Here is a 23,814-nt window from a genome sequence, read left to right as displayed (position 1 = left end):
ATTATTGCCCTCTCCCGCCACCGTTGTGGAGCAGGGCCTTGGCGATGATGCCTTCAAGCTCTTCAGCCGTTCCGAGGTCATGCGGACGCACAACGGCGTCCTCAGCGACGTAATAAAAGGCAGCGCTGACATCCTCCAGCGGAACCTGCTGGAGCCTCGCCCAGGCCAGGCGGTAAACAGCCAACTGGACCGCCCGTGCCTCCAATTGCTTTCCTGAGGGGCGCCGACCCGTTTTCCAGTCAATCAACTGCCAGCGGCCGTCTGCGTCGCGGAAGACGGCGTCGATCCTGCCGCGAACTACGACGTCCCCGATCTTCGTCTCCACGGGTACTTCCACGAAGGCAGGTGCCCTGTGTGCCCACTCAGACTGTTTAAAGGCGTCAGCCATTTCCTTGAGCCCGTAGGCGTCGTCGATGTGGGCGTCCGCTCCCGGGGCCTCGTCGAGGTCCAGCATTCCGGTGGTTCCGAAGTACTCTTCCACCCAGGCGTGGAAGGCAGTTCCCTTCCGTGCGGACATTCCCGGTTCCCGTGGCACGGGTCTACGCAACTGTGCCAGAACTGCCGCGGGATTGGTTCCCAAGTCGACAAACAGCGAGGCCGAGATATGGCTGGGCAGATGGACGGCTTGCTCCGAAGAGTGCCGGCCATGGCGCGCGAGCAGAAGTGCAGCTTCTTCCGACCATCGCAGGAACCGCCCGTGCGTCGCTGTGTTTTCCTGTGGCAAGGGTGGCTCTGACCCGTGATCCCCGATGAACCCGCGAACCAGTTCCGCTGCCCTGTCCATTGCCGCACGACGACCGGGGGCCAACCGCAGGCGGTTGCCGTTCCGGGGATCCGACGGCCCTTCCAAGGGATCATAAGGAAAGAGCGCTACCTCAACTGTGGTTGTCAGCGGACTCGACTGCGGCAGTGCTTCCTCGGACACTGATTCCGGGTGGATCCCCGCTGCGCCGTGGTCTGCGAGTTGGGCCAATTCCGATAAGAAGGGCGACATCTCTGCAATACCCGCCCTGGAACCGTTCCAGGCGGCGCTTGAGACCCACAGCACGAACTTTGCCCGCGTGTAGGCAACATAGGCGAGGCGCCGCTCCTCGGCCTCGCCATGGTGCTGAACGTCGGCTTTGAAGGCCTTCTCTGCGTCGAGCCATCCCTTCTGGTCAGGCTGGTCAAGATCCCACTGTGGAAGGTCCGCGTGGTCCCCCCGCAGCGGCCACGGCAGGGCGGACGAGCCACTGCTCCAGCGCGAGTCACGGTTGCTGGGGAAAGACCCGGAATTCAGGCCCGGCACGAAGACCACGTCCCACTCCAGGCCCTTGGAAGCATGGACTGTCAGCAGCTGTATCGCTTCCCGGTTCGCCTCTACCGGAGCTGCATCCAAGCCGCCTTCCTCCGAGGCCGCGGCTTCCAACCACGACAGGAAAGCCAGCAGATCGATCCGCTGCGACGTCTGCAGGAATCCTGCGGCGGCGTCCTGGAACGCGTCCAGGTTGCGCCGGGCCTGATGAATGCTGACGCCCGGCTTGGCCGCTACTTCGATGTCCAGGAGCATGGCCCGTTCCACCTCACCCAAAAGCGTCGTGAGGTCGTCACCGATGTAGCTGCGCAGCACACGCAACTCCGCGGACAGCTTTGCGAGGCGGCCCAGGGCCTCCCCGCTGATAGTCCTTCCCTGCGCCGAGGTCCACCCGGCCTGAGGCAGGTAGTCCAGGGCTTCGACGAGACTGGCCGAGTCCGTGAGATCGCTCTCCACCACGACGGCCTGCGGGTCCTCATGGTCATCAGGGAAGGCCGTCTGCACCCCGGGGGTTGACCGGCGACGCGCCAGGTAGCGTGACCAGTCACCGAATGCCATGAGGTCTGCCGGACCGATCCGCCAGCGTGCCCCCGCCAACAACCGCATCAATGCATCGGAGCGTCCGGGATCGGCCAGTACGCGGAGCGTAGCCACCAGGTCCACGATCTCCGGTGTATCAAGCAGGCCTCCGAGGCCCACGATCTGGTAATCGATGCCCTGGACCTCGAACTCCCGGCGCAGGCACTCCATCTGGGCTCGACGACGGCAAAGTACTGCCATGGTGGGCCTGACCGGCGTTCCGTCTTTCTCCTCCTCAAAGATGGTTCGCTGGTACCGGCGGACATCCCTGGCCAAGGCTGCGGCCTCCTGTTCGTCCGTCTGGAAACGGCCCATGACGACAGCGCCCTCCACCGCCGCCGGGCTGGGGACCAACGGCGGCACCTGCACTCCGCCGGACCTGGTACGGTCACCGGCCGGGCCGTCGGTGGAGGCTTCCTGATTCAACGGTGCGGCAATGGTGTTGGCAGCCGTGAGGATGTTCCGACCATTCCGCCACGCCGTAGTGAGGTAGGAGGTGGGCGCCGGAGCCAAGCCAGGCTCTCCGCGTCCCGGGCCTGTGAGGCGCACCGGGAACTCGTGCACGAAATGGAACAACTGCCCGGCCGAAGCTCCCCGGAACCCGTAAATGGACTGGTTGGGATCGCCCACGGCGGTCACGGCATGGCCGTCCCCGAAAAGCCGGGAGAAGAGCACCAATTGGGCGTGTGAGGTGTCCTGGAACTCGTCCAGGAGGACCACCTTGTACCGTGCCCGTTCAGTGGCCGCTGCCAACGGAATATCGCGGGCAATCCGTGCGGCCAGCGCTACGAGGTCCCCGAAGTCCAGGACGCCCCTCTGCCGCTTGGCTTCCTGGTAGCGGACCACCATATCAGCCACGCTGGCCCGCGTGCGCAGCATCGCTGCCATGTCCAAGGCGCCTTGGGTTGGATTCTTTTTGGAACCGGCAACGTAAGGCAACCGGGTCAGGACCCCGACCTTTTCCAGGATCCATTCCCGCACCGCGTCCGGCTCCCGGAGATGCTCGGCACATTCACCCGCGAGCTGGATGACGGCATTGACAAGAGTGGACTTAGCGGCCGTGAAATGCTCGAAGGTACCGTCGTAAGCCTCAACGATCTGGCTGGCCAATTGCCACGACTGGGCGCTCCCCAGCAGGACGACGTCCCGTTCGATGCCCAGGCGCAATCCGTAATCGGACACGATGCTGCTCGCATAAGAGTGGTAGGTGGATACCTTGGGCTCGAGGTCGTCGGCGTTGGCCAGGCTCTCCGGAAAGCCAAGCCGGCCATCATCTTCGGCAGCAATGCGTTGAAGCGTAGCGAGCTTGGCCCGGATCCGGCTGGCCAACTCACCGGCAGCCTTGCGGGTAAACGTAACCCCCAAAACCTCTTCAGGACGCACCCAGCCGTTGGCGACCAGCCACACCACCCGGTCCGCCATGGTGGCGGTCTTGCCGGAACCCGCGCCGGCGATGACCAGCCGGGGAGTCAGCGGGGATTCAATGATGCTTGCTTGTTCCGGAGTTGGCCTGTTCTTTTCGCCAAGGATGCCCGCAAGCTCAGAAGGCGTAAACCGGACCGGGAGCGGTTCATGGGAGCGGGGATCGGTTGCAGCAGTTGTGCCCATCCCGTCCAGAAGATCGATCGTCATTCCGTGACCTGCTTTCCTCTGGCACACAACGGGCAAACATCGGGCAGGCGGCAGCCGTGTCCGCCGAACCCGCTCTTGCCGGGATCGTGCCGGGCTTCGAATGTTGCTCCTGCCATCAAACGTGCGGCTTCGTTGACAAGGGGCCCAGCCCAATTGTCCTCTGCCTCCAGCGCATCCTGTTGTTGAATGACGGGCGTTTTGGTCTTGGTTCCCAACTGGGCGAGGGCGGCGCCCCCCGGGGCGCGGGCGGATGCAGCATCCGTGGAGGAGTCGGCGTCGACATTCGGTCCAACCACGCCGGCATCCTCAAATGCCCCTTCGAGGACGGCGACCTGGTAAGCCCCGAGCTGCGGGTGGCGGGCAACGTCCGCCTTACCGGGCTGGCGCTTGCCGGTTTTGAGGTCCACGATCACCAATCTCCCTTCGGCATCAATTTCCAAGCGGTCCACCTGTCCGCGCAGGACTGCGTGGCGGGCGCCGTCGTCGGTTCCGGACTCACCGTGTTCGAGGTCCGGGAGGCGGACTTCGAAATCGTGTTCCACTGCCAACAGGCTTCGGCCTTCGCTGCGCATCTCCACTACGTACTGGGCCAGCTTGCGGACCATCAGTTCAGCACGCTGGAAATCGAGCTTGCCTTCCCAGTTGTCCTTCATGCCCAACGTGGGCCAGCGCTTGACGAGTTCGGCAACATACTCGGCTCCCGAGGCCTCCGGCAACTCCTGGGCAATGCCGTGAACCAGGGTCCCCAGGCTTCGGGCAAAGTCCGTTGCTGCTTCTCCGCCGGCGGCCTGGACAAACCAATCAAGAGGCGATTTGTGAACGGTCTCCACCTTGGACGGCGACACGCTGACCGTTCCGCCGGGCGGTACGATGGCGGCCTCCGAACTCAGGGGCGCCAACCCCCACCAGGAGTCCGGGTGGGCTCCGGGAACGGGTGGCTCGGCCATGGCGAGGCGGGCAAGCACACGCGCTGCAACGGCCGCGACATCGGGTTCTCCCGGAGCTGCCGGCTCTCCGGACTGTGCATGCTGACGGAGCTCGGCAACCAACGCACGCAGCGTCATGGGCCGGTCCACGGGGGTGTACTCCCGCTGGTACTCCCCCGGCGGCAAAGGTGCCGCATAGTCCAGGAACGAGGAGGGCTGTTCGTCCTCGGACGATACTGCCGTGCAGATCAGCACCTCGCGGGCCCGCGAAACCGCCGTGGAAAAGCTACGGAGCTCGTCATAACGGATGTCCCTCAGGCGGCTCAGTGGTCCGCGCCCCAGCGCGTATTCCACGCCATGCTCTACGGCATCGGCGAACAGGGTGCTTCCCAGCAACTCACCGCGAAGCCGGGTGTTGGGCCAGACCCCTTCCTGGAGCCCGGCAACTATGACGACGGGCCACTCCCGGCCTGCCGCCCTGGCGGGCGTCATCAGTTCGACGCATTCTTCCAGTTGTGCCCGCGCCGCCAGGGTGTCCATGGGAAGTTCCTGGTTCAGCAGGTACTCCAGGAATTGCTCGGGCCCGGAGCCCGGCAACTGGTCCACGTAGCGTTCGGCCGTATGGAACAGGGCCATCATCGCATCAAGGTCGCGGTCGGCCCGCGCGCCCGCATTGCCGCCTTCGAGGGCTGCTTCCGCCCACCGTGATGCCAGTCCGGTGGCGTTCCAGAGCGCCCAAAGGACCGATTCGGCGTTGGCCCCGGGCTCATTCGCAGCTGCGGAGCCGGCCGCAAGCATTCGGGAAAGCCTCCGTGCAGCGCTTCCCTCGATACCCAGGGTTGCAAGGGCACCAGGCTGCAGGAGCGCTTCTACCAGGAGGGCATCACTGGACCTGCCTCCGCCTCCTTGGAGCTCCTCGCGCCGCAGGGATTGCCGCAGCCTGCGCAGTTCAATGGCCGATGCGCCACCAATCCGCGAAGTCAGGAGGGAGACTGCGGTTTCCGGTGTGAGTTTCTCCGGATCGAGGACGACCGCGAAAGCCTCCAGCAGGGGCCGAACTGCTACCTCGTCCCGGACTGCGGAGTCGGCAACGGGAACGCGGACGGGAATTCCTTGGCCGCTCAGGTACCGCTCCAATTGGGAAATCTGGCCACCGTTGCGGACGATGACGGCGATCTCGCTGAGTTCCCGGCCCTCCCGTAGCTGCGCCAGGAGGATGCGCTGCGCTATGTAGCGCATCTCGTGGACGGAAGAGGGCAGTATGTGGCCCTCAGCCGTACCCTGCACGCCGGGGACGGAATGGCCGTTGCGCGGCTTGCCTGTTTCCGGCTGCGCTGGAACATCCGGCTGCGCGAGTACATCCGGTTGCGCCAGTACTTCCGGCGGCGCTAAAACACGGGCCAGCTGTCCGCCCGCACGTTGCGAAATCCGTGACGCCACCCTGGTCCACGCCTCGGCGACCTGCGGAGCGTGGCGATGCGTGACTGACAACGGGCGGACGAGGACATCTTCCTCCCGCCCGCCCCGCAGCAGGGATGGAAGGTCCGCCACCAAGTCCGGGCGCGCGCCTCGGAAGCCCTGGACTACGGTGTCCGGCGAGTATGTGACCAGGACATCCTTGCCTTCGGCAATGTCTGCCAACAGTTCAAAGATGGCCGGGTTTGATTCCTGTGCATCATCAACCAGGATCAATTGAAGCCGTTCCCGTTCGGATGCCAGGAAGGCCGGCGAATCCTGGAAGATCTGGCGGGCCGTGGTAAGGATTCCGGCGGGATCGAAGGCCTCCGGCATACGCAGGTCCAGGACGTCCCTGTACTCACGGTAGAGCTCGGCCGCAGCCATCCAGTCCGGCCGCCCGCATTCCCACGCGAGCGCCACCAGGTCCTCGGCCGTGCGTCCGGATTCGATAATACGGTCGAACAACTGACGGATCTCGTGCCGGAAACCCCGGGTGGACAGAGCCGCCGACAGATCGTCAGGCCACGGCAACTCGAAGCCCGGCGCGGCGTGGCCCTCCAACAGTTCCTTGATGATGAGGTCCTGCTCAGGTCCGGAAAGCAGTTTGGGTGGCCGCGGCAGCGGCAGGACGCCTTCTGCCTTGGCACGCCGGATGACATCGAAAGCGTACGACGCCCAGGTGCGTGCCGGCGTCGTACTCAAGCTCCTGTCCAACCGCCCTGTGAAGGTGTCCCGCAAAGCAGCTGCGGCTTGGCGGCCAGGGGCAAGGATTAGGATATTCTCCGGATCCACTCCGCCCCCGGTGACGCGGCGTACGGCCGATTCAACCAGGACAGTTGACTTGCCCGTGCCCGGCCCGCCAGGGATCAGAACCGGGCCGCTGCCCTGCCCAAGGGTCACGATTGCTTCCTGGTCCGGCGACAACACGGGTGCCTCGTAATGCGTTTCCTTCGGAGGAAGCAGGCGCAGCGCGGCCGGGGCTTGGCGGTTCTTGGCGGCAGTTACGGTCACACAGTCATTTCATCATCGGGCACTGACAAAATATGGAGCTGACGCTCCAACTGGTCGGAGATCACATCCAGTTGGTCAAATTCCTCGTCCGAAGGTGCCCAACGGGCAGACACCAGGTCCACCCTCCAGCGCCCCTCCCCCGTTCGCAGGAAAGCGTCATACGCACCGTGGAGCGGCGTCTCTTCCTGGAGGTAGTGCCGCAATGCTTCGGCTTCATGCCCGGGCGGCGCTTCGCCGCTGGCACGGAGGACGCGCCACCAGGGAACAGCGCTGCCATAGTGGCTCATCACGGAGCCGACCTGCCTCGGTCCGCCGGAGCCAAGGAGCTCCGCAACGTCGCCATAGGACACCGCGGCGCCCGACGGGATGAGGTCAACAACGGCCAGCACCGCAGTTACATACTCCATCCGCATGTGATCAGCGTAGCTGCAGAGTGTCGCTCCCAATAGTGTCGGTGCCGGCCGGTAGCTTGAAACCATGAGTTCCTGGAATACCCTTCCCCGTGCTGCCTTCGACCTCGAGACCACCGGAAAGAATTCCCGCTCCGCCCGGATAGTCACGGCGTCAATCACTGTTGTGGACTCCCGCGGCGAGCTGGTCCAGGAACATGAATGGCTCGCTGACCCCGGTGTTGAGATTCCCCTGGAGGCAAGCGAGGTCCACGGCGTCACCACAGCCAAGGCCCGGGCCGAAGGCCGTCCGGCGGCTGACGTGACGCGCGAGGTCGCAGGCGTCCTCCAGGGACTTTTCGATGACGGCACGCCCGTCATCGCTTTCAACGCCAGTTACGACTTCACGGTGCTTGCGGCAGAGTCGGCCAGGCACGGCGTGCCGCAGCTCACCCGTTTCCCCGTCCTGGACCCCTACATCATGAACAAGCAGGTGGACCGGTACCGCAAGGGAAAGCGGACGCTGACAGCCCTTTGCGAAGAGTACGGTGTCCTTCTGGACAACGCCCACACTTCTGCTGCGGATGCGCTGGCCACCCTTCGCGTCCTGGACGCCATGGCGGGAAAGTTTCCCAAGTTGCACATGCCTGCATCCCAGTTGCATCATTTGCAGGTGGACTGGGCAGCTTCCCAGGCTGCCGACTTCCAGGAATACCTCCGCCGGAGCAAGCCTGCTGCAGTCATCGAAGGCCAGTGGCCAGTGCTCCCTCCGGAGGATGCCAGCCGCGGAGGTTTCTGACCTCCACCCTGCGGGCCTGTGACGGAGTGCGATGCAACTCACAGGAATTCAGGGAACTCCTTTGCGGGCCGTGATGCGCCCACTGATTTCCCAAGCCCGGCTACTGACGGAACCTAGGAGGGCTACGCAGGCCCCACGCCTTTCGATAATTCGGTATTTGAAGGTCTCATCGGTCACCTGTTCGATTCACAAGGCCTCCGGGCGCTGGTGACATAATTAAGTTTGGCGGGTCGAAGTCTGCTAGGACAGCCGGAAACCTGGTGCTGTTACGTTCCCCGCCCACCACAAACGTCTGACGTGACCTTCGATGAAAGTGATTTCTTGATGAAATTCAAAGCGCCCAAGTGGCTCGCTGCTGCTCCCGTTGCAGCAGCCCTGGTGATCTCCCTCGCGGCCTGCGGCGGAGGAACCTCAGAGTCGAGCAGCTCAGCGACGGATGCACTCGCGGGCAGCGACCAGCAGACGCTGGACAAATACACCACCGCGGATGTCACTCCGATCGACCAGATCGATAAGTCGAAGCTTGGCCTCATCACCGAAGGTACGCTCCGCGTCGGCACGCTCAGCGACGCTCCGCCGAACATCTTCATCGATGGCTCCGGCAAATTCACCGGCTATGACAACGAGCTCCTGCGCGCGGTCGGCGACAAGCTGGGCCTGAAGGTCGAGTTCGCTTCCACCGACTTCTCCGCACTCCTGTCGCAGGTAGCGAACAAGCAGTTCGACGTCGGATCCTCCTCGATCTCCACCACGGACGCCCGCCGCAAAACGGTCGGCTTCACCAATGGCTACGACTTCGGCTACATGGCGGTCGTGACCAAGAATGACGCCAAGGTCACCGGGTTCGCCGACCTCAAGGAAGGCGTTCGGATCGGCGTCGTCCAGGGCACCGTGCAGGATGACTACGTCACCAACACCCTCAAGCTTGAGCCCGTCCGTTTCCCTGACTACAACACTGTCTACGGCAACGTGAAGAACGGCCAGATCGATGCTTGGGTTGCTCCCTCGCAGCAGGCCACCGGCCAGGTAAAGGAAGGCGACAACACCAAGATCGCCGAAAAGGTTGTCAACACCCAGAACTTCACCGCGTACGCCGTGAACAAGGACAACCAGCCCCTGATCGACGCGCTGAACGCCGGCCTGGACGCTGTCATCGCTGACGGCACGTGGACCAAGCTCACTGCCGAATGGTACGAGGACCGTCCGACGGCGGCCGAGCAGACCCCGCAGGGCTGGAAGCCGGGCAGCAAGGCCGTCCAGATTCCCGCCAAGTAACGCGGGGGTTCCATGGATATCCTCAAGCAACTCGCAGACACCTTCCTTGACTGGGAGGCGATGGGCGAAGTCATTCCCAAGATGTTCGCCGTAGGCCTGCCGAATACCCTCGTTTTGGCAATCATCTCGGGGATCATCGGGACGGTGCTGGGCATGGCCCTTGCACTGATGGGGATTTCCCGGAACCCTGTGGCCCGGTGGATTGCCCGTGTGTACACGGACATCCTCCGCGGCCTGCCCCCGGTGCTGACCATCCTGGTGATCGGGTTCGGCTTCGGACCCATCATCCGGGAACTGACCGGCTCCACCAGCCCGTACCCCATGGCAATCGCTGCGTTGTCCTTGATGTCCGGCGCCTACATCGGCGAGATTTTCCGATCGGGCATCCAGAGTGTTGACAAGGGCCAGCTGGAAGCCTCCCGCGCCCTTGGCTTTGGCTACGGCGCTTCCATGCGGCTCGTGGTGGTACCCCAAGGTATCCGCCGCGTGCTTCCGGCGCTGGTGAACCAGTTCATTGCACTGATCAAGGAATCCTCGCTGGTGTTCCTCCTGGGTCTTCTGGCCTCGGAACGCGAAATCTTCCAGATCGGCAAGGACGCAGCGGCGAACACAGGAAACCTGTCGCCATACGTTGCTGCGGCTGTGTTCTACCTCGCGTTGACCATTCCGCTGACGCACTTCGTGAACTGGATCGACGCCAGGATGCGCTCAGGACGCCCTGAGAAGAAAGAACCGGACGATGCCGCGGCAGTCGTCGGAAAGGGAGCCCAGGCATGAGCGAGTTCACTTCGGGGTCATTGACGGCCAAGAACATTCACCTTTCCTTCGGCAGCAACCATGTCCTGAGGGGCATCGACCTGCACGTACCGCAGGGCACCACGGCATCCGTGATCGGTCCTTCCGGTTCCGGCAAGTCAACCCTGCTCAGGGTCATGAACCGGCTCATCGAACCCGACCAGGGGGACATCCTCCTGGACGGCAAATCGGTACTGAAGGACAACCCGGATGAGCTCCGGCGCCGCATCGGCATGGTGTTCCAGCAGTTCAACCTGTTCCCGCACAAGACAGTTGCGGAGAACGTGACGCTGGCCCTGCGCAAGCTGCGCGGCATGTCCAAGGACCAGGCCCGCGAGGAGGCCCTGGCCCAACTCGATCTGGTGGGACTGAAGCACAAAGCGGACGTCCGGCCGGCCAATCTCTCCGGTGGACAGCAGCAGCGCGTGGCTATTGCCCGCGCACTGGCCATGAAGCCGGAAGTCATGTTCTTCGACGAAGCAACATCGGCTTTGGACCCGGAGCTCGTCAAGGGCGTCCTGGCCCTGATGACGGACTTGGCCAAAGGCGGCATGACCATGGTTGTGGTCACGCACGAGATGGGTTTCTCAAGGAACGTCTCGGACACGGTGACCTTCATGGACGCCGGTGTGGTGGTGGAGTCCGGTCCGCCGGAGGAACTGTTCACCAGCCCCCGCACCGAACGGCTGCAAGGATTCCTTTCGGACGTCCTCTAAGGCACGTTCCCTCACGGCCGCCATCCCGGGCCGCCGCTGACTGAAAAGCCCCGTCTTGCTCCGCTAACCAGCGGAGCAAGACGGGGCTTTCCTCTTGGGTTCTGGTTTCCGTGGATCCCCTGGCTTCCACGAAGACCGGGATGGGCCTTTAAGACGCGCCCGCTCTAAAGGGCTGACGCGGCTTTGACCCGCAAAATCGTCAGGACTGCATCGTCGATCTTCCGCATGAAGGCAGGATCCGACTGCGCCTTGTCGACGACGGCCTGGTGCATGGCAGGGATCCGGGAAGGGTCTGCGCAGACCATCATGGTTCCCCCGGCCCCGAAGAAGTTCAGCGCCCGGTCAGCACTCCCCCAGGGCTCCAGTTGGGCGGCACTGCACAGGTCATCCGAGACAATGATCCCGTCGAATGCCAGGTCCTCGCGGAGCATTGACGTGATCACGGGCGAGAACGGAGCAATGGTGGCGGGGTCAATCTTGTCGTAGTACGCGTTGGAGAGCATGACCCAGCGGGTTCCATTCTTGATCGCCGCACGGAAAGGCGCCAAGGCGGGATCGGTCCGGGTTGTTTCCTTATCCCGCACGTCCTTGCTGACGTCCGTGTTGGGCACCACCCGCCCCAAGCCCGGGAAATGCTTCACCACCGGCGCCACGCCTGCGTCGGCCATGCCCAAGGCGAAGGCGTTACCCAATTCGGACACCGTTCCGGGTGAATAGCCGTACTGACGCTGGAACCGTCCGATAGGGCCGTTGGACGGTGCGAACTCCGGGCTGGCAACGGTGTCCAGGACCGGCGCGAGGTTCACGTTGACACCTGCGCTCCGCAATTCCTTGCCCCACACGGCTGCCTCGGAACGTAACCGGGTTCCGCCCAGCCCGGCCTGTGCTGTTGCCGCAGGAATGGTTGTGAATCCGGGACCGGAAAGGACCTGCACGTTGCCGCCCTCTTGGTCCGTCCCGACGAACAGCGGAAGGTTGCCGGTGGTGCCCGGGCTGACGGTTCCGGTCAGGGAGGCCACGACCTTGGCCGTTGCCTCGGAGCCTGCTTTGCTGCGGCCGCTCAGGTAGACATTTCCTGTGTGGTAGGTAGTCAGGGCCGTCATGGTGCCCGGATCCGCGCCCGTTGCCTTGGCTGCGACCATGAACAACTGGCCAACCCGCTGATCCAGGCTGAGCCGGGACAATTGTTGGGACGCAGTATCAGCAGGTGCGGCCGAAGTAGGCGGCGCAGCGCTCAAGTTGGGCCCCGCGTCCGGGGAGGCTGAGGCGGTGCCAGGACTTTGCGTCGCGGCCGGCGGGGAGGACGCCGACGGCGGAGCGGGGCTTGAGTGCGGGGCAGTCGGGGTGGCGGACCCGGGAGCTCCGCTGTTGGAGCACCCGGTTGCCAGAACTGCGGTGAGACCAAGAGCCATGACGGTCTTGCTGACAGCCGTGACGGACTTGCTGGGGAAGGCAAAGGACGTGGTGGTGCGCATGGTAAACCGTGGATTCGTTGGGGTTGGGTTCCCCTACGACACTACCCCCGTTAAGCAAACAGCGCCCCATCAGCATCATGGAAGCCGAAGGGGCGCCGGTGGTTGGCGCCGGCCCTTAGGCGGTTGCTCCGGCGGCGGCCTTGGCTGCTGCCGGCAGTGCGTCGTAGATCCGGTTCATGGCAGCGTCGTCGTGGGCTGCGGAGAGGAACCATGCTTCGTAGACGGACGGCGGAAGGTAGACGCCGGAGTCCAGCATGGAGTGGAAGAACGGGGCGTACCGGAATGCTTCCTGGGCCTGGGCGTCCTGATAGTTGTGCACACCGTTGGCCGACGTGCCGAAGGCCACCGAGAACAGGTTTCCTGCGCGCTGGATGGAGTGGTCCACGCCCTCGGCGTCCAAGGCGGACGACAGGGCCGCGGAAAGTTCCAAGGACCGGGCATCTACGTGCGCGTAGACCTCCGGCGTGGCGTGCGTCAGGGTGGCGACACCTGCGGCCATGGCAACGGGATTCCCGGACAGCGTTCCCGCCTGGTACACCGGTCCCACCGGGGCCAAGTAGTCCATGACGTCGGCACGGCCGCCGAGGGCCGCCGTCGGCATTCCGCCGCCAATCACCTTTCCGAAAGTCAGCAGGTCCGGAGCCCAACCTTCCTGCTGACCGGTCAAACCCCAGTAACCGGCGTAGCCCGTACGGAATCCGGTCAGCACCTCGTCAAGGATGAGCAGTGCGCCGTGTTCCTTGGTGATGCGTGAGAGGCCTGCGTTGAAGCCCTCTCCCGGGGTGACAACGCCCATGTTCGCCGGCGCTGCTTCCGTGATGACCGCAGCGATGTCCTTGCCGTGGGCGGCGAAAGCCTCTTCCACGGCGGCCAGATCGTTGTACGGCAAGACCATGGTTTCGGCGGCCGCCGCTGCCGTCACGCCGGCGGAGCCCGGAAGTGCAAGGGTGGCAACGCCCGAACCTGCGGATGCAAGCAAACCGTCGAGGTGGCCGTGGTAGCAGCCGGCGAACTTGATGATGAGGTTCCGGCCGGTGAAGCCGCGGGCGAGCCGGACTGCGGTCATCGTGGCTTCCGTGCCCGTGGAAACCATGCGGATCCGTTCCACGGCGGAAACGCGCTCTTTAACCAGTGCGGCAAGGTTGGCTTCGTCCGGAGTGGACGCGCCGAAAGAGAGGCCCCGGTCAACTGCCGCGTGGACAGCCTCGAGGACGGCGGGGTGGGCGTGGCCCAGGAGGGCCGGGCCCCAGGAGCAGACGAGGTCCACGTAATCGCGGCCGTCAGCATCGGTGAGGTAGGCACCCTTGGCGGAGACCATGAACTTCGGTGTACCGCCCACTGAACCGAACGCACGAACAGGCGAATTGACACCACCGGGCATCAGGGATTGGGCCCGATCGAACAGTTGGTCGGACACAGGGGTGTTTGAGGTCATGGTTCCTATTCTTCCAGTGATTCCAGCGCCGCTATGACGCTTGCTTAGGCCTGTTCGGCGAGGAGCTCCGCCACGCGCGGGGCCACCTCGGTGCCGTAGAGCTCGATGCAACGCATCATGGACCCGTGCGGCAGCGTTCCGTTGCTGTATTTGAGATCGAAGCGGTCAACCCCGAGGTTCCGTTTGAGGAGGGCTATTTTCCGGGCTACTGTCTCGGGCGAGCCCACGTAGAGGGCACCTTGGAGACCGCACATGGCCTCGAACTCGCCGCGGTTACCCGGACCCCAGCCGCGCTCGGACCCTATCCGGTTGCGCTGCTCCAACCAATGCGGAAAGAGTTCTTCGCGCGCGGCTTCATCAGTTTCGGCGATGTATCCCGGCGAGTGCGTGGCGATCTGGCGCATGGGGTGCCCGTACTTCCCCATCGCCTCCCGGTAGAGATTGACCAAGGGCGCGAAGCGTCGGGGTTCTCCCCCGATGATGGCGAAAATAATGGGGTATCCGTACTCCGCACACCGCAGCACGGATTCCGGTGTCCCGCCTACGCCGATCCAGGCGGGCAACAGGTGGTGCTGGAGCCGAGGGTAGACCTGCAGCCCGTTGACGTTGGGCCTTGTCCGGCCTTCCCAGTGAACGGGCTTCTGGGCCCGGACCTTGTGGAACAGGTCCAGTTTCTCCTCGAACAGCACCTCGTAGTCAGCCAGGTCCAGGCCGAAGAGAGGGAAGGATTCCACAAAGGATCCCCTGCCCAGCATCACCTCGGCACGCCCGTTGGACAACGCATCAACGGTAGCGAAGCGCTGGAAAACCCTGATGGGGTCATCGGAGCTCAGGACCGTCACCGCAGTTCCCAGTCGGATCCGTGAGGTCACGGCGGCAGCGGCGCCGAGGAACACTTCGGGCGCGGATACCGCAAAATCGCGGCGGTGGTGCTCCCCGACACCAAAGGCGTGGATTCCGACGGCGTCCGCCAGTTTTGCTTCTTCCAGCAACTCGCGAAGGACTTGCGCGTGTTCCTTAGGGTTCCCGTCGGCATCCAGCCCCGCGTCTCCGAAAGTATTGAGGCCGAGCAGGATCTCCCCGGGGCCCACAGGGGCCGTGGGATCGGACGATACAGGGGTCATCAGGACTCCTTAAGCCAGCCTGCGAGTTCGGAGGCCCAGTAGGTGAGGATGGTATCGGCACCTGCCCGTTTGATACCCAGGACGGACTCCGTGATGGCACCCCGACGATCGATCCAACCGTTCGCGGCAGCCGCTTCGATCATGGCGTATTCGCCCGAGATTTGGTAGGCGGAGACCGGGACCGGACTCATCGCCGCGACGTCGGCCAGGATGTCGAGGTAGCTCATGGCGGGCTTGACCATGACCATGTCAGCCCCCTCTTCGAGGTCCAGTTCCACTTCCAGGATCGCTTCGCGGCGGTTGGCAGCGTCCATCTGGTAGGTTCGGCGGTCGCCCTGCAACTGGGAATCCACGGCTTCACGGAACGGGCCGTAAAAGGCCGAAGCGTATTTTGCGGCGTAGGCCAGCACGGCCGTGTTCTTGTGCCCGGATTCCTCCAAGGCCTGGCGGATGACGGCAATCTGGCCATCCATCATGCCCGAGGGCCCCAGCACGTGCGCACCCGCTTCGGCTTGGGCCACAGCCATCTGGCCGTAGATTTCCAGGGTGGCGTCGTTGTCCACGTAGCCATTGGAGTCCAGGACCCCGCAGTGCCCGTGGTCGGTGAATTCGTCGAGGCAGACGTCGCCCATGATCACGAGGTCGTCACCCACTTCGGCTTTGACATCGCGGATGGCCTTGTTCAGGACGCCCTCGGGATCCAGGGACGCGGTCCCCCGGGCATTGCGAACCTCGGGAACTCCGAACAGCATGATGCCGCCAACGCCCAGTTCCACAGCCTCCGCAGCGGCACGCTTGAGCGTGTCCGTGGTGTGCTGGACGACGCCGGGCATGGAAGTGATGGGGCTTGGCTCCGTCAGGCCCTCGCGAATGAAGGCGGGCAGGATCAGGTCTGCGGGCGCCAGGCGGTTCTCTGCGGTGAGGCGTCGCATGGCCGGTGTCGTGCGCAGGCGGCGTGGACGGTGGTTCGGAAAGCTCATCTTGTGTTCCCTTCATTGGCGAATACGGATTCCAAGGCGGTCGCGATGCCGTCCGGGGTGGGTTCCTTGGCTGTGGCAGCAACTGTCAGGCCGAGCCGCGCTGCTTCCGCGGCGGTGGGGCGTCCAATGGCCACAAGGCGGCACTTTCCCAGCGGCAGGAGGTTGCCGGCGATGCGCTTGGCGCCGCTGGGTGAGGCGGCCACAACGGCGTCGAGCGTGCCGTGGTCGAGCGCGGCGCGTACATCCTGGACGGTCACTTCACGGCCTGCTTCCTGGCCGGAGGCCACGACGGCGGGCGGCAGTTCACCGGCAAGGCGCCGTTCCGGCCGGGCCGGGTAGTCGACCGTGTGATAGGCGGTGACAACGGATACGGTCGCACTTTTTGCCTGCAGCCCCTCGGCCAAGGTGCGTGCGGCGATGTCCGCTTGGGGAAGGAACGCACGGCCCCCGCCAGCGGGCCACAGAGACACCAGGCCTTCGGCGGACTGCTGGCCTACCGGGGCCAGGTCCACGGCGATCCCCAGTGCCTCAAGGACGCTCCGGGATGAAGTGCCGACAGCGGCAACCCGGGTAGTCCCGGGTACCAATTGGCGGGGCTGGATTCCCCGTTCGGCGGCCTTTTCAATCAGCACGCGGATGGTTGTGACGCTGCTGATGACCAACCAATCGAAGGAGCCGCCCTGGAGTTCATCCAAAGCGGCGTCCATCGGCCCCTGGTCCTCGACCCGCTCAAAGTCGATGAGCGGGAGCACCAAGGCTTCCGCCCCCTTGCCCTGCAGAACGGCAGCAAGGGGCCGGGCCCTGTCCGCACTCCTGGTGATCAGGATGCGGCGGCCCTTTAGGGCGTGGAAGTCCGGCTGGTCAGGAAGCGGCAAGGTCCGCGATCTCCGCGGCGCCGGCGGCGAGCAACTGCTCTGCCACTTCGATGCCGAGCAGGGTGGCTCCAACTTCCGTCAGCCCGTCCGTGGCCTTCTTTTCCCTGACTGTCCGGGTCCCATCCACGGCGCACACCACTGCTTCAAGGTGCAGCATGCTGCCTTTCCGGAACGCGTAGGCACCCACGGGGGCTGCGCAGCCTGCCTCGAGCCTGGCCAGCACAGCACGCTCTGCAGTCACCGCAAGCCGGGTGTCGTCGTCGTTGAGTGCGCTCAGGGCCTGGGCAAGCACTCCTTCTCCCCCACCCGCTTGGCCGCGTTGCGGCGCATCGGATGTCCGGCATTCGATGGCAAGCGCTCCTTGCCCGGGAGCGGGGAGCATCACTGACGTTTCGAAGTATTCGGTGACGGTGTCCAGCCGGCCCATGCGCTCGAGGCCGGCGGCGGCCAGGACTACGGCGTCGAGGTCGTTGGATTTGCCCTCCACGACGTCGTCCGTGGCGTTGCCGGGCAGCCCCGGGACGCGGCCAAGGCGGGTATCGACGTTTCCGCGGATATCCAGGACCTCGACGTCGGGACGGGCAGCACGCAGTTGAGCCGCGCGGCGCGGGGAGCCCGTGCCGATCTTCGCCCCGCCCGGCAGTTCGGCCAGGGTCAGGCCGTCGCGGGCACACAACACATCCCGGACGTCCACGCGCTTGGGCGTTGCCGCAATGGTCAGCCCGGGCTCGGCGCCTGTCGGCAGGTCCTTCAAGGAGTGCACGGCGACGTCGCAGGTTTTTGCCAGCAACGAATCACGGAGCGCTGCAACGAACACGCCCGTGCCGCCCATTTGGGACAGCGAACCCGTCCGGACATCACCTTCGGTCCTGATGTGGACCAGCTCCACGGGAAAGCCCCCGACGGCGGCCAAGCGGTCCGCCGTCTGCTGGGTCTGGGTGAGGGCCAGTTTGCTGGCCCTGGTCCCGATGCGGACGCTCACTTGCTGCCCTCCGGCACCGGGTAGGGGTCATGTCCGCTACCGACAGTGGCGCCTTTCTCCGCTATCACGGGCTTGGCGCCCCGGAAGTTCTCGCAGCAGTTCGGGCGGCATACGTCGTACCACGGGCCGAGGTCCGTCACGTGCGGCCGCTCGGAGATGTTGTTCTCCACTGTGCGTTCGCAGATCAGGTCCACCAGGCCGGAGACAAATGCCGCGTGGGTGCCGGGCGTCGGGACCCTGGTAGCTTCGATTCCGAGGTTTCCGCACGTCTCCAGCGCCTCGGTGTCGAGGTCCCAGGCGACCTCCATATGGTCGCTCACGAATCCAAGCGGCACGATCACCACACCGCGGACGCCCTCGGGCGCGATCGCTTCAAGGTGGTCATTGATGTCCGGTTCCAACCACGGAATGTGCGGCGCTCCGGAACGCGACTGGTACACGAGGTCCCAGGCAACGTCCGGTGCCACCTGGTCCATGATGGCTTTGGCGTTGGCGAGGTGCTGGGCTGCGTAGGCGGAACCTTCGGCAAATTCGCGGGGTTCGTCCACGGACCGGCCCGCAGCCTCGGCGTCCCGGGTAGGGATGGAGTGGGTTGCGAACAGGACACGGATCTTGGAGTCCGGGTCCGTTTCGCCTGCGGCAACGAGCTTCCCGCGGATCTCTTCCAGTCCGGCCGCGGTTCCTTCCAGGAACGGCTGCACTACGCCGGGGTGGTCGAAGTATTGGCGGATCTTGTCGACTTCCAGCTTGCCGTCCAAACCCGTTTCCGTCAGCGCAACGCCGATGTCCTCGCGGTACTGGCGGCAGCTGGAGTAGCAGGAGTAGATGCTGGTGGTGAGCATCAGGATGCGGCGGTGGCCGGCGTCGTAGGCGTCCTGCAAAACCGGCGCGATGTACGGGTCCCAGTTACGGTTGCCCCACAGCACAGGCAACTCGATGCCGCGGCGGGCGAGCTCACCCTCAATGGCGGCTTTGAGCTCACGGTTCTGCTGGTTGATGGGGCTGATACCGCCAAAGGCGCGGTAATGGTGCGATACCTCTTCAAGGCGTTCGTCAGGGATGCCCCGGCCCCTGGTTACATTCCGCAGGAACGGGATGACGTCTTCCTGGCCTTCCGGACCACCGAAGGAGGCCAGCAGCACGGCGTCGTAGTTCTTCGGCTCCAGCCTGCCGCGCTCGGTCACCTGGTTCGGTTCAGTGGAGATGGGGAAAGTGCTCATGCAAGGACCTCTGCAATCTCAGCGGCGGTGACCCGGCGCCCGGTGTAGAACGGAATTTCTTCACGAACATGGTTGCGGGCCTCGGTGGCGCGCAGGTGGCGCATCAGGTCCACGAGGTCCACGAGCTCAGGTGCCTCGAGGCCGAGGATCCACTCCCAGTCACCCAAGGCAAAGGATGACACGGTGTTGGAAATGACCTGGGGGAAGTCCCGGCCCAGGAGGCCGTGGTCCCGCAGCATCTTGCCGCGCTCTTCAGCCGGCAGGATGTACCACTCGTAGGAGCGGACGAACGGGTAGACGCAGAGCCAGGTGCTGGGCTCGACGCCACGGGCGTAAGCAGGCACGTGGTTCTTGGCGAACTCCGCTTCGCGATGGACGCCCATGGCCGACCAAACGATTTCCGTTCCTGCGAAGAGCTTGCTCCGGCGGATGGCGCGGACAGCGGACTGCAGGTCTTCGGGCTTGGAGCCATGCAACCACACCATGATGTCAGCGTCGGCACGCATGGCGGACACGTCATAGCACCCCCGCACCGTCACGCCGTCCGCAGCCAGTTTCCCGGTCAGGGCTTCAAATTCCTGGGCAGCTTCGCCGCTGCGCAGGACGTCGGCAGAGCGCTTGAAAACGGTCCACAGCGTAAAAAACTGTTCTTCGTTTTCGGCAGTTTTAGTGACAGATTCGGCGGAAGTGTGGCTCATGGTTCAAGTTTGCCCCGTGCTGGCCCCTAAGTCGAAACGGATCAGTTCTACAAGACGTAGAAGTGATGCAAATCACATACTGGCGGTCTCGTGGGCAAGCTTCTTCGCTTGGGCCCGGGTATCGGCAACCACGGCAGCAAGGCCGTTCCCGGCCAGCCATCCCCCCACGACAGCCAGGCCCTCCATAGCCCCGCAGACCCGGCGAACCTCAGCCACGCGCTGTTTGTGACCCACGGCGGCAAACGGCAGGGCACCTTCCCATCGCACGACGTCCCAGTCCACGACGTCCGCACGGGTGATGGGAACCGTGAGGAGGTTCGAGGCGTCTTCCACTGCAGCCGAAAGCAGGGACTGGTCGTCCATGGCCGATGCAGACTGCCCGTCAGAGCCTTCGACGCCGACCAGCCGTCCGTAGGAAAGGCGGACCACGTGGGTGCCGGGACCGGCTTCCCCGGCAAGCCAATCCCACTTGGAGGTGGCGTGCGTCAGGGCCTTGGCCCTGATTCCCGGAGTTTGGGGGGCAACGAGGATTCCGGTACCGCGCGGCCGGCTGTCCAATTCGGGAAGATCCACTACCAGCGTCACCAGGCTGACCAGCGGGCCTGCTTCCGGGCGGAGTCCAGCCAGCGCCGGCACTGACTCCGCAAGCAGTCCGACGGCGGCCGGGCCGTCGAGCGCAACCACCAGCCGCCCGGCGTCGTACGTGGAATCACCAGCCGAAACCTGCCAACCGGTTCCGGCCTTGCGGATGCCGTCCACCCGCTGGCGGGTCAGCAGCACTGCCCCGCGGTCCTGCAGGTCCTTGATCAGGGCTCCGACCAAGGTGTGCATGCCGCCCTTCAGCCCCGCGACGGCGGAGCCGGCTTTGGCAGGCGCGGACCCCGCACCGCGCGCAGCCTTTCGTTGTGCTGCGACGGCAGCGGCAAGCGAGCCGTTGGCGCGGACGCCATCGCGAAGCCCGGGCGCCACCATGTCAACGTCCAACAGGGCCGGGTCGGCCGAATGGACGCCGCCCACCACGGGCTCCACCAGGCGCTCGAGGACCCGCTTGCCCATTCTCGTCCGGACCAGTTGGGAAACGCTCGTCAGCTCGGCAGAGGTGCCGAGCCCGGCCGGCAGGATCCGGTCCATGGATGCGCGCAGGGCACCAAGGAAGCCCAGCGAGCGCCGGACCTCGGGGTCCCACGGCTTGGCCGGGATGCCCAGGATTCCGGTTTTCGGAAGTTCCCTGGCGCCCTCGGGCAATTGCACCCATGCTCCCCCGGGCCGCGGTGCGACAATCTGCCCGCCGATTCCCAGCTCCCGGACCAGGTCGGCAACAGCGGAAGAACGGGTGGCGAATGACTCAGCCCCACTGTCAAGGGACAAACCTGCCACGACGTGGCTTCCCACACAGCCACCCCAGGACTCCGAGGCCTCGAGAACCGTCACGGCGATGCCCGCCATCGCCAGTTCGCGGGCGGCCACCAAGCCTGAGACGCCGCCGCCTACAACCACCGCCGTGGGGCTTTGGGGCGCGGCACCTCGCGAGCGCACGACGACTACTCCGAGGGGATGGAGTGGATGAGTTCAACAACCCGGGTCAACACGGTGGGATCCGTCTCGGGCGGAACACCATGGCCGAGGTTCACTACATGTCCGGGTGCCGCGGAACCGGCTGCGATGACTTCCCGGACGTGGGCCTCCAACACCTCCCAGGGAGCAGAAAGGAGCGCTGGGTCGATGTTGCCCTGCAACGGCACGCTTCCGCCCAACCGGCGGTTGGCCTCGTCCAGGGGCAGCCGGTAGTCGACGCCGACGACATCCACGCCAACATCCCGCATGGCCACCAGGAGCTCGGAGGTGCCGGTACCGAAATGCACCAACGGCGCACCCAGTCCGCGAACGTGGCTGAGGGCCCGCGAAGAGGCCGGCGCCACAAACCTGGTGTAATCAGCCAGGCCGAGGGAACCCGCCCAGGAATCGAAGAGCTGGCCGGCCGACGCGCCGGCTTCCAACTGAGCCTGCAGGAACAGGCCCGAGGCGTCGGCAGCCCAGTTGGCCAACGCCGTCCAGGTTTCAGGGTCTGCGTGCATCATGGTCCGGGGGCCCAGATGGTCCCGGGAAGGACGGCCTTCCACCATGTAGGCAGCCAGGGTGAAGGGAGCGCCGGCAAAACCGATGAGCGGAGTCTTGCCAAGCTCCGCCACCGTGAGGCGGACGGCTTCGCGGATGGGCTCCAGCGCTTCCCAGGTCAGCTCGGGCAGCGCGGCTACGTCGTCGGCAGTCCGTACCGGCTTGTCCAACACCGGCCCGACACCGGGAACGATGTCCACTCCGACGCCGGCGAGCTTGAGGGGAATGACGATGTCGGAAAAGAAGATACCGGCGTCTACATCATGGCGACGCACGGGCTGCAGCGTGATCTCTGCGGCGAGTTCAGGACGCAGGCATGAATCGAGCATGGCAACGCCCTCGCGTACCTTGAGGTACTCGGGCAGGGAACGGCCGGCCTGACGCATGAACCAGACGGGCCTGCGCGAAGGCGTACCGCCGCGGTAGGCGGTGATCAGCGGCGAGTCCGCAGTGCGGCCATCATTGAGGGGGTGGCCCGGCCCAAGCTTGCCTGCTGGGGCATTGATGGCCGTATTGTTGGAGGGTGCCGCGCTAGAAGTCATGCCTTTGATTGTGCCGAAAATCCGGTGCAAAAGATAACGACAGGCTGTCACGTTCCACCCGCCGCCATACCCATGTGGCAGGGATCACTCCAGCTGGTGGTCATTGCCACGGCGGCACGTTGTTCTACCGCGCTACGAAAAAGCTATGATTGGTTTGTTGTGGTTCTTTTCTCATTGGTGGCTACACACGCCGACATCGACCTCGAAACCGTCGCTCAGTTGAGCAACGGTTCCTCCGAGCTGGCTTCCACCGCCCTGACGGGCTCACCGGTCGTCTCCGGAGCCGTGGTCCTGGCAACGTGCAACCGCTACGAAATCTATGGCGAAACAGCGAACGGCGCCGACGTCGAAGCCGCCCGCTCCGCCCTGGTTTCCCAGATCAGCGAACTCAGTGGACTCAATGAGCAACTCGTGTCGCGTTCCTTCAACACCCATGCAGGTCCGGACGTAACACGCCACCTCTTCGCGGTGAGCGCCGGGTTGGATTCCGCCGTCGTGGGCGAACGTGAGATCGCGGGGCAGGTCCGCCGCGCCCTGATCACCGCACAGCAGGAAGGCACCGCAAGTCCGGGGCTGGTCCGGCTCTTCCAAGCGGCTTCCAAGACCGCCAAGGACGTTGGCGCGCAGACGGCACTCGGTTCCCGTGGCCTTTCCATTGTCTCCGTGGCACTGGACCTGGCAACCGATCTTTCGGACAATCCGGACTGGTCCACCAAGAAGGTAGTGATCTTCGGTACCGGCGCCTATGCGGGAGCCACCATGTCCCTGCTGCGCGAACGGGGCTGCTCGGACATCTCCGTCTATTCCTCCTCCGGCCGCGCGGAAACATTCGTTGCCACCCGCGGCGGAACAGCCCTCGACGCCGATTCGCTTCCCGGGGCCGTGGCAGCCGCCGACGTGATGATCGGCTGCAGCGGTTCCGACAACCGGGTTGAGGCAGAGGATCTCGCCCGCGTCAGGACCAATTCGGGAAAGCCGTTGATTGCGATCGACCTTGCACTGACCCACGACTTCGATCCCGCCGTCGGCGAACTCGACGGCGTTGAACTCCTTACCCTCGAATCAGTCCGCCTGGCTGCGCCGCAGGAGCAGGCCGAGTCACTGTCCCAAGCCAGTGCGATCGTCAGCGGCGCCGCCACGGCTTTCGAATCAGAGCGCGAATCGCGCTCGGTGGATTCGGCCATCGTTGCCCTGCGACGCCACACCATGAACGTCCTCGACTCCGAAATGGAGAAAGTCCGCGCCCGGCACGGGTGCACTGCAGCGGCCGAGGAAGTCGAATTCGCACTTCGCCGGATGGTGAAGCAGCTGCTGCACATCCCCACCGTACGTGCCCGCGAACTGGCCTCCGACGGCCGTCAGGAAGACTACGTGGCAGCGTTGGAAGCGCTCTACGGTATCCAGGTGGAGCCGCCCCAGGCAGCTCCCGCAGCGGAGTGCCCGGTAGACCACCAGCAACTTCGCTCCGAAAGCGCCTAGCGCAAGCTTCGCCGG

Annotated in this window: 18 protein-coding genes; 5 read left to right on the top strand and 13 right to left on the bottom strand. The window is 64.8% G+C overall.

Annotated elements, in window-relative coordinates; genetic code table 11:
* Position 1 precedes the first annotated feature (1 nt).
* From HMI59_RS07095 to HMI59_RS07085, 3 genes are read right to left on the bottom strand one after another with little or no spacing between them, the layout of a single operon-like run.
* On the bottom strand, positions 2 to 3,505 hold the full coding sequence (locus HMI59_RS07095) for an ATP-dependent DNA helicase (protein WP_193593215.1): 3,504 nt from the start codon (positions 3,503 to 3,505) through the stop codon (positions 2 to 4).
* Positions 3,502 to 6,900: an ATP-dependent DNA helicase gene (locus tag HMI59_RS07090; RefSeq protein WP_193593214.1), complete on the bottom strand. Its 3,399-nt coding sequence runs from the start codon at positions 6,898 to 6,900 to the stop codon at positions 3,502 to 3,504. Before HMI59_RS07090 ends, HMI59_RS07095 begins: the two co-directional genes overlap by 4 nt.
* A complete protein-coding gene (locus HMI59_RS07085) occupies positions 6,897 to 7,313 on the bottom strand; it encodes an MGMT family protein (RefSeq protein WP_031216334.1) in 417 nt (138 codons plus the stop codon). The genes HMI59_RS07090 and HMI59_RS07085 overlap by 4 nt, the downstream gene beginning before the upstream one ends.
* 64 nt (positions 7,314 to 7,377) lie before the next feature.
* Here HMI59_RS07085 and HMI59_RS07080 point away from each other — a divergent pair, with 64 nt between their 5' ends.
* The 4 genes from HMI59_RS07080 (at position 7,378) to HMI59_RS07070 (ending at position 10,874) form a co-directional block, all read left to right on the top strand.
* Positions 7,378 to 8,088 carry a 3'-5' exonuclease gene (locus HMI59_RS07080; protein ID WP_021471821.1) on the top strand — a complete coding sequence of 237 codons (711 nt, stop codon included), beginning with the start codon at positions 7,378 to 7,380 and terminating at the stop codon, positions 8,086 to 8,088.
* Between the two features lie 324 nt (positions 8,089 to 8,412).
* Positions 8,413 to 9,363: an ABC transporter substrate-binding protein gene (locus HMI59_RS25620; RefSeq protein ID WP_021471820.1), complete on the top strand. Its 951-nt coding sequence runs from the start codon at positions 8,413 to 8,415 to the stop codon at positions 9,361 to 9,363.
* A gap of 12 nt (positions 9,364 to 9,375) precedes the next feature.
* Entirely contained in the window at positions 9,376 to 10,140 is a 765-nt protein-coding gene (locus HMI59_RS25615) for an amino acid ABC transporter permease (protein WP_021471819.1), read from the top strand.
* Positions 10,137 to 10,874 (top strand): amino acid ABC transporter ATP-binding protein, encoded by a 738-nt coding sequence (locus HMI59_RS07070; protein WP_021471818.1) that lies wholly within the window; start codon positions 10,137 to 10,139, stop codon positions 10,872 to 10,874. Before HMI59_RS25615 ends, HMI59_RS07070 begins: the two co-directional genes overlap by 4 nt.
* Positions 10,875 to 11,038: 164 nt before the next feature.
* Here the strand turns inward: HMI59_RS07070 and HMI59_RS07065 are convergent, their stop codons facing one another.
* From HMI59_RS07065 to hemE, 10 genes are all read right to left on the bottom strand, one after another.
* The gene (locus tag HMI59_RS07065; RefSeq protein ID WP_193593213.1) at positions 11,039 to 12,349 is read right to left on the bottom strand and encodes a glycoside hydrolase family 3 protein; all 1,311 of its coding nucleotides are present in this window, start codon (positions 12,347 to 12,349) and stop codon (positions 11,039 to 11,041) included.
* Positions 12,350 to 12,464: 115 nt separating this feature from the next.
* The gene (hemL, locus tag HMI59_RS07060; RefSeq protein ID WP_193593212.1) at positions 12,465 to 13,784 is read right to left on the bottom strand and encodes a glutamate-1-semialdehyde 2,1-aminomutase; all 1,320 of its coding nucleotides are present in this window, start codon (positions 13,782 to 13,784) and stop codon (positions 12,465 to 12,467) included.
* 44 nt (positions 13,785 to 13,828) lie between these two features.
* Entirely contained in the window at positions 13,829 to 14,908 is a 1,080-nt protein-coding gene (locus HMI59_RS07055) for an LLM class flavin-dependent oxidoreductase (RefSeq protein ID WP_021471814.1), read from the bottom strand.
* On the bottom strand, positions 14,908 to 15,888 hold the full coding sequence (gene hemB, locus HMI59_RS07050) for a porphobilinogen synthase (protein ID WP_193593211.1): 981 nt from the start codon (positions 15,886 to 15,888) through the stop codon (positions 14,908 to 14,910). Before hemB ends, HMI59_RS07055 begins: the two co-directional genes overlap by 1 nt.
* Entirely contained in the window at positions 15,885 to 16,763 is an 879-nt protein-coding gene (locus HMI59_RS07045) for a uroporphyrinogen-III synthase (RefSeq protein ID WP_193593210.1), read from the bottom strand. The genes hemB and HMI59_RS07045 overlap by 4 nt, the downstream gene beginning before the upstream one ends.
* A complete protein-coding gene (gene hemC, locus HMI59_RS07040) occupies positions 16,750 to 17,745 on the bottom strand; it encodes a hydroxymethylbilane synthase (RefSeq protein ID WP_193593209.1) in 996 nt (331 codons plus the stop codon). The genes HMI59_RS07045 and hemC overlap by 14 nt, the downstream gene beginning before the upstream one ends.
* A complete protein-coding gene (locus tag HMI59_RS07035; protein WP_166183416.1) occupies positions 17,742 to 18,965 on the bottom strand; it encodes a ferrochelatase in 1,224 nt (407 codons plus the stop codon). The genes hemC and HMI59_RS07035 overlap by 4 nt, the downstream gene beginning before the upstream one ends.
* On the bottom strand, positions 18,962 to 19,663 hold the full coding sequence (hemQ, locus tag HMI59_RS07030; protein WP_021471809.1) for a hydrogen peroxide-dependent heme synthase: 702 nt from the start codon (positions 19,661 to 19,663) through the stop codon (positions 18,962 to 18,964). Before hemQ ends, HMI59_RS07035 begins: the two co-directional genes overlap by 4 nt.
* A gap of 72 nt (positions 19,664 to 19,735) precedes the next feature.
* Positions 19,736 to 21,199 (bottom strand): protoporphyrinogen oxidase, encoded by a 1,464-nt coding sequence (gene hemG / locus HMI59_RS07025; RefSeq protein ID WP_255527656.1) that lies wholly within the window; start codon positions 21,197 to 21,199, stop codon positions 19,736 to 19,738.
* A gap of 5 nt (positions 21,200 to 21,204) precedes the next feature.
* Positions 21,205 to 22,320 (bottom strand): uroporphyrinogen decarboxylase, encoded by a 1,116-nt coding sequence (hemE, locus tag HMI59_RS07020; protein ID WP_031216331.1) that lies wholly within the window; start codon positions 22,318 to 22,320, stop codon positions 21,205 to 21,207.
* Positions 22,321 to 22,479: 159 nt separating this feature from the next.
* Here hemE and HMI59_RS07015 point away from each other — a divergent pair, with 159 nt between their 5' ends.
* Complete coding sequence (locus HMI59_RS07015) at positions 22,480 to 23,799, top strand: glutamyl-tRNA reductase (RefSeq protein ID WP_193593208.1); 1,320 nt, start codon at positions 22,480 to 22,482, stop codon at positions 23,797 to 23,799.
* The last annotated feature ends 15 nt before the right edge of the window (positions 23,800 to 23,814 follow it).

Source organism: Paenarthrobacter sp. YJN-5, from assembly GCF_015040095.1.
Taxonomy (GTDB): Bacteria; Actinomycetota; Actinomycetes; order Actinomycetales; family Micrococcaceae; genus Arthrobacter; species Arthrobacter ureafaciens.
Note: the sequence above shows the minus strand (reverse complement) of the source record. Positions and strands in the feature narration are given on the sequence as shown.

Excerpts from the sequence above, each read along its gene's own strand:
- HMI59_RS07095 (WP_193593215.1), bottom strand. The coding sequence starts at position 3,505 with ATGACGATCGATCTTCTGGACGGGATGGGCACAACTGCTGCAACCGAT.
- HMI59_RS07085 (WP_031216334.1), bottom strand. The coding sequence starts at position 7,313 with ATGCGGATGGAGTATGTAACTGCGGTGCTGGCCGTTGTTGACCTCATC.
- HMI59_RS07080 (WP_021471821.1), top strand. The coding sequence starts at position 7,378 with ATGAGTTCCTGGAATACCCTTCCCCGTGCTGCCTTCGACCTCGAGACC.
- HMI59_RS25620 (WP_021471820.1), top strand. The coding sequence starts at position 8,413 with ATGAAATTCAAAGCGCCCAAGTGGCTCGCTGCTGCTCCCGTTGCAGCA.
- HMI59_RS25615 (WP_021471819.1), top strand. The coding sequence starts at position 9,376 with ATGGATATCCTCAAGCAACTCGCAGACACCTTCCTTGACTGGGAGGCG.
- HMI59_RS07070 (WP_021471818.1), top strand. The coding sequence starts at position 10,137 with ATGAGCGAGTTCACTTCGGGGTCATTGACGGCCAAGAACATTCACCTT.
- HMI59_RS07065 (WP_193593213.1), bottom strand. The coding sequence starts at position 12,349 with ATGCGCACCACCACGTCCTTTGCCTTCCCCAGCAAGTCCGTCACGGCT.
- hemL (WP_193593212.1), bottom strand. The coding sequence starts at position 13,784 with ATGACCTCAAACACCCCTGTGTCCGACCAACTGTTCGATCGGGCCCAA.
- HMI59_RS07055 (WP_021471814.1), bottom strand. The coding sequence starts at position 14,908 with ATGACCCCTGTATCGTCCGATCCCACGGCCCCTGTGGGCCCCGGGGAG.
- hemB (WP_193593211.1), bottom strand. The coding sequence starts at position 15,888 with ATGAGCTTTCCGAACCACCGTCCACGCCGCCTGCGCACGACACCGGCC.
- HMI59_RS07035 (WP_166183416.1), bottom strand. The coding sequence starts at position 18,965 with ATGAGCACTTTCCCCATCTCCACTGAACCGAACCAGGTGACCGAGCGC.
- hemQ (WP_021471809.1), bottom strand. The coding sequence starts at position 19,663 with ATGAGCCACACTTCCGCCGAATCTGTCACTAAAACTGCCGAAAACGAA.
- hemE (WP_031216331.1), bottom strand. The coding sequence starts at position 22,320 with ATGACTTCTAGCGCGGCACCCTCCAACAATACGGCCATCAATGCCCCA.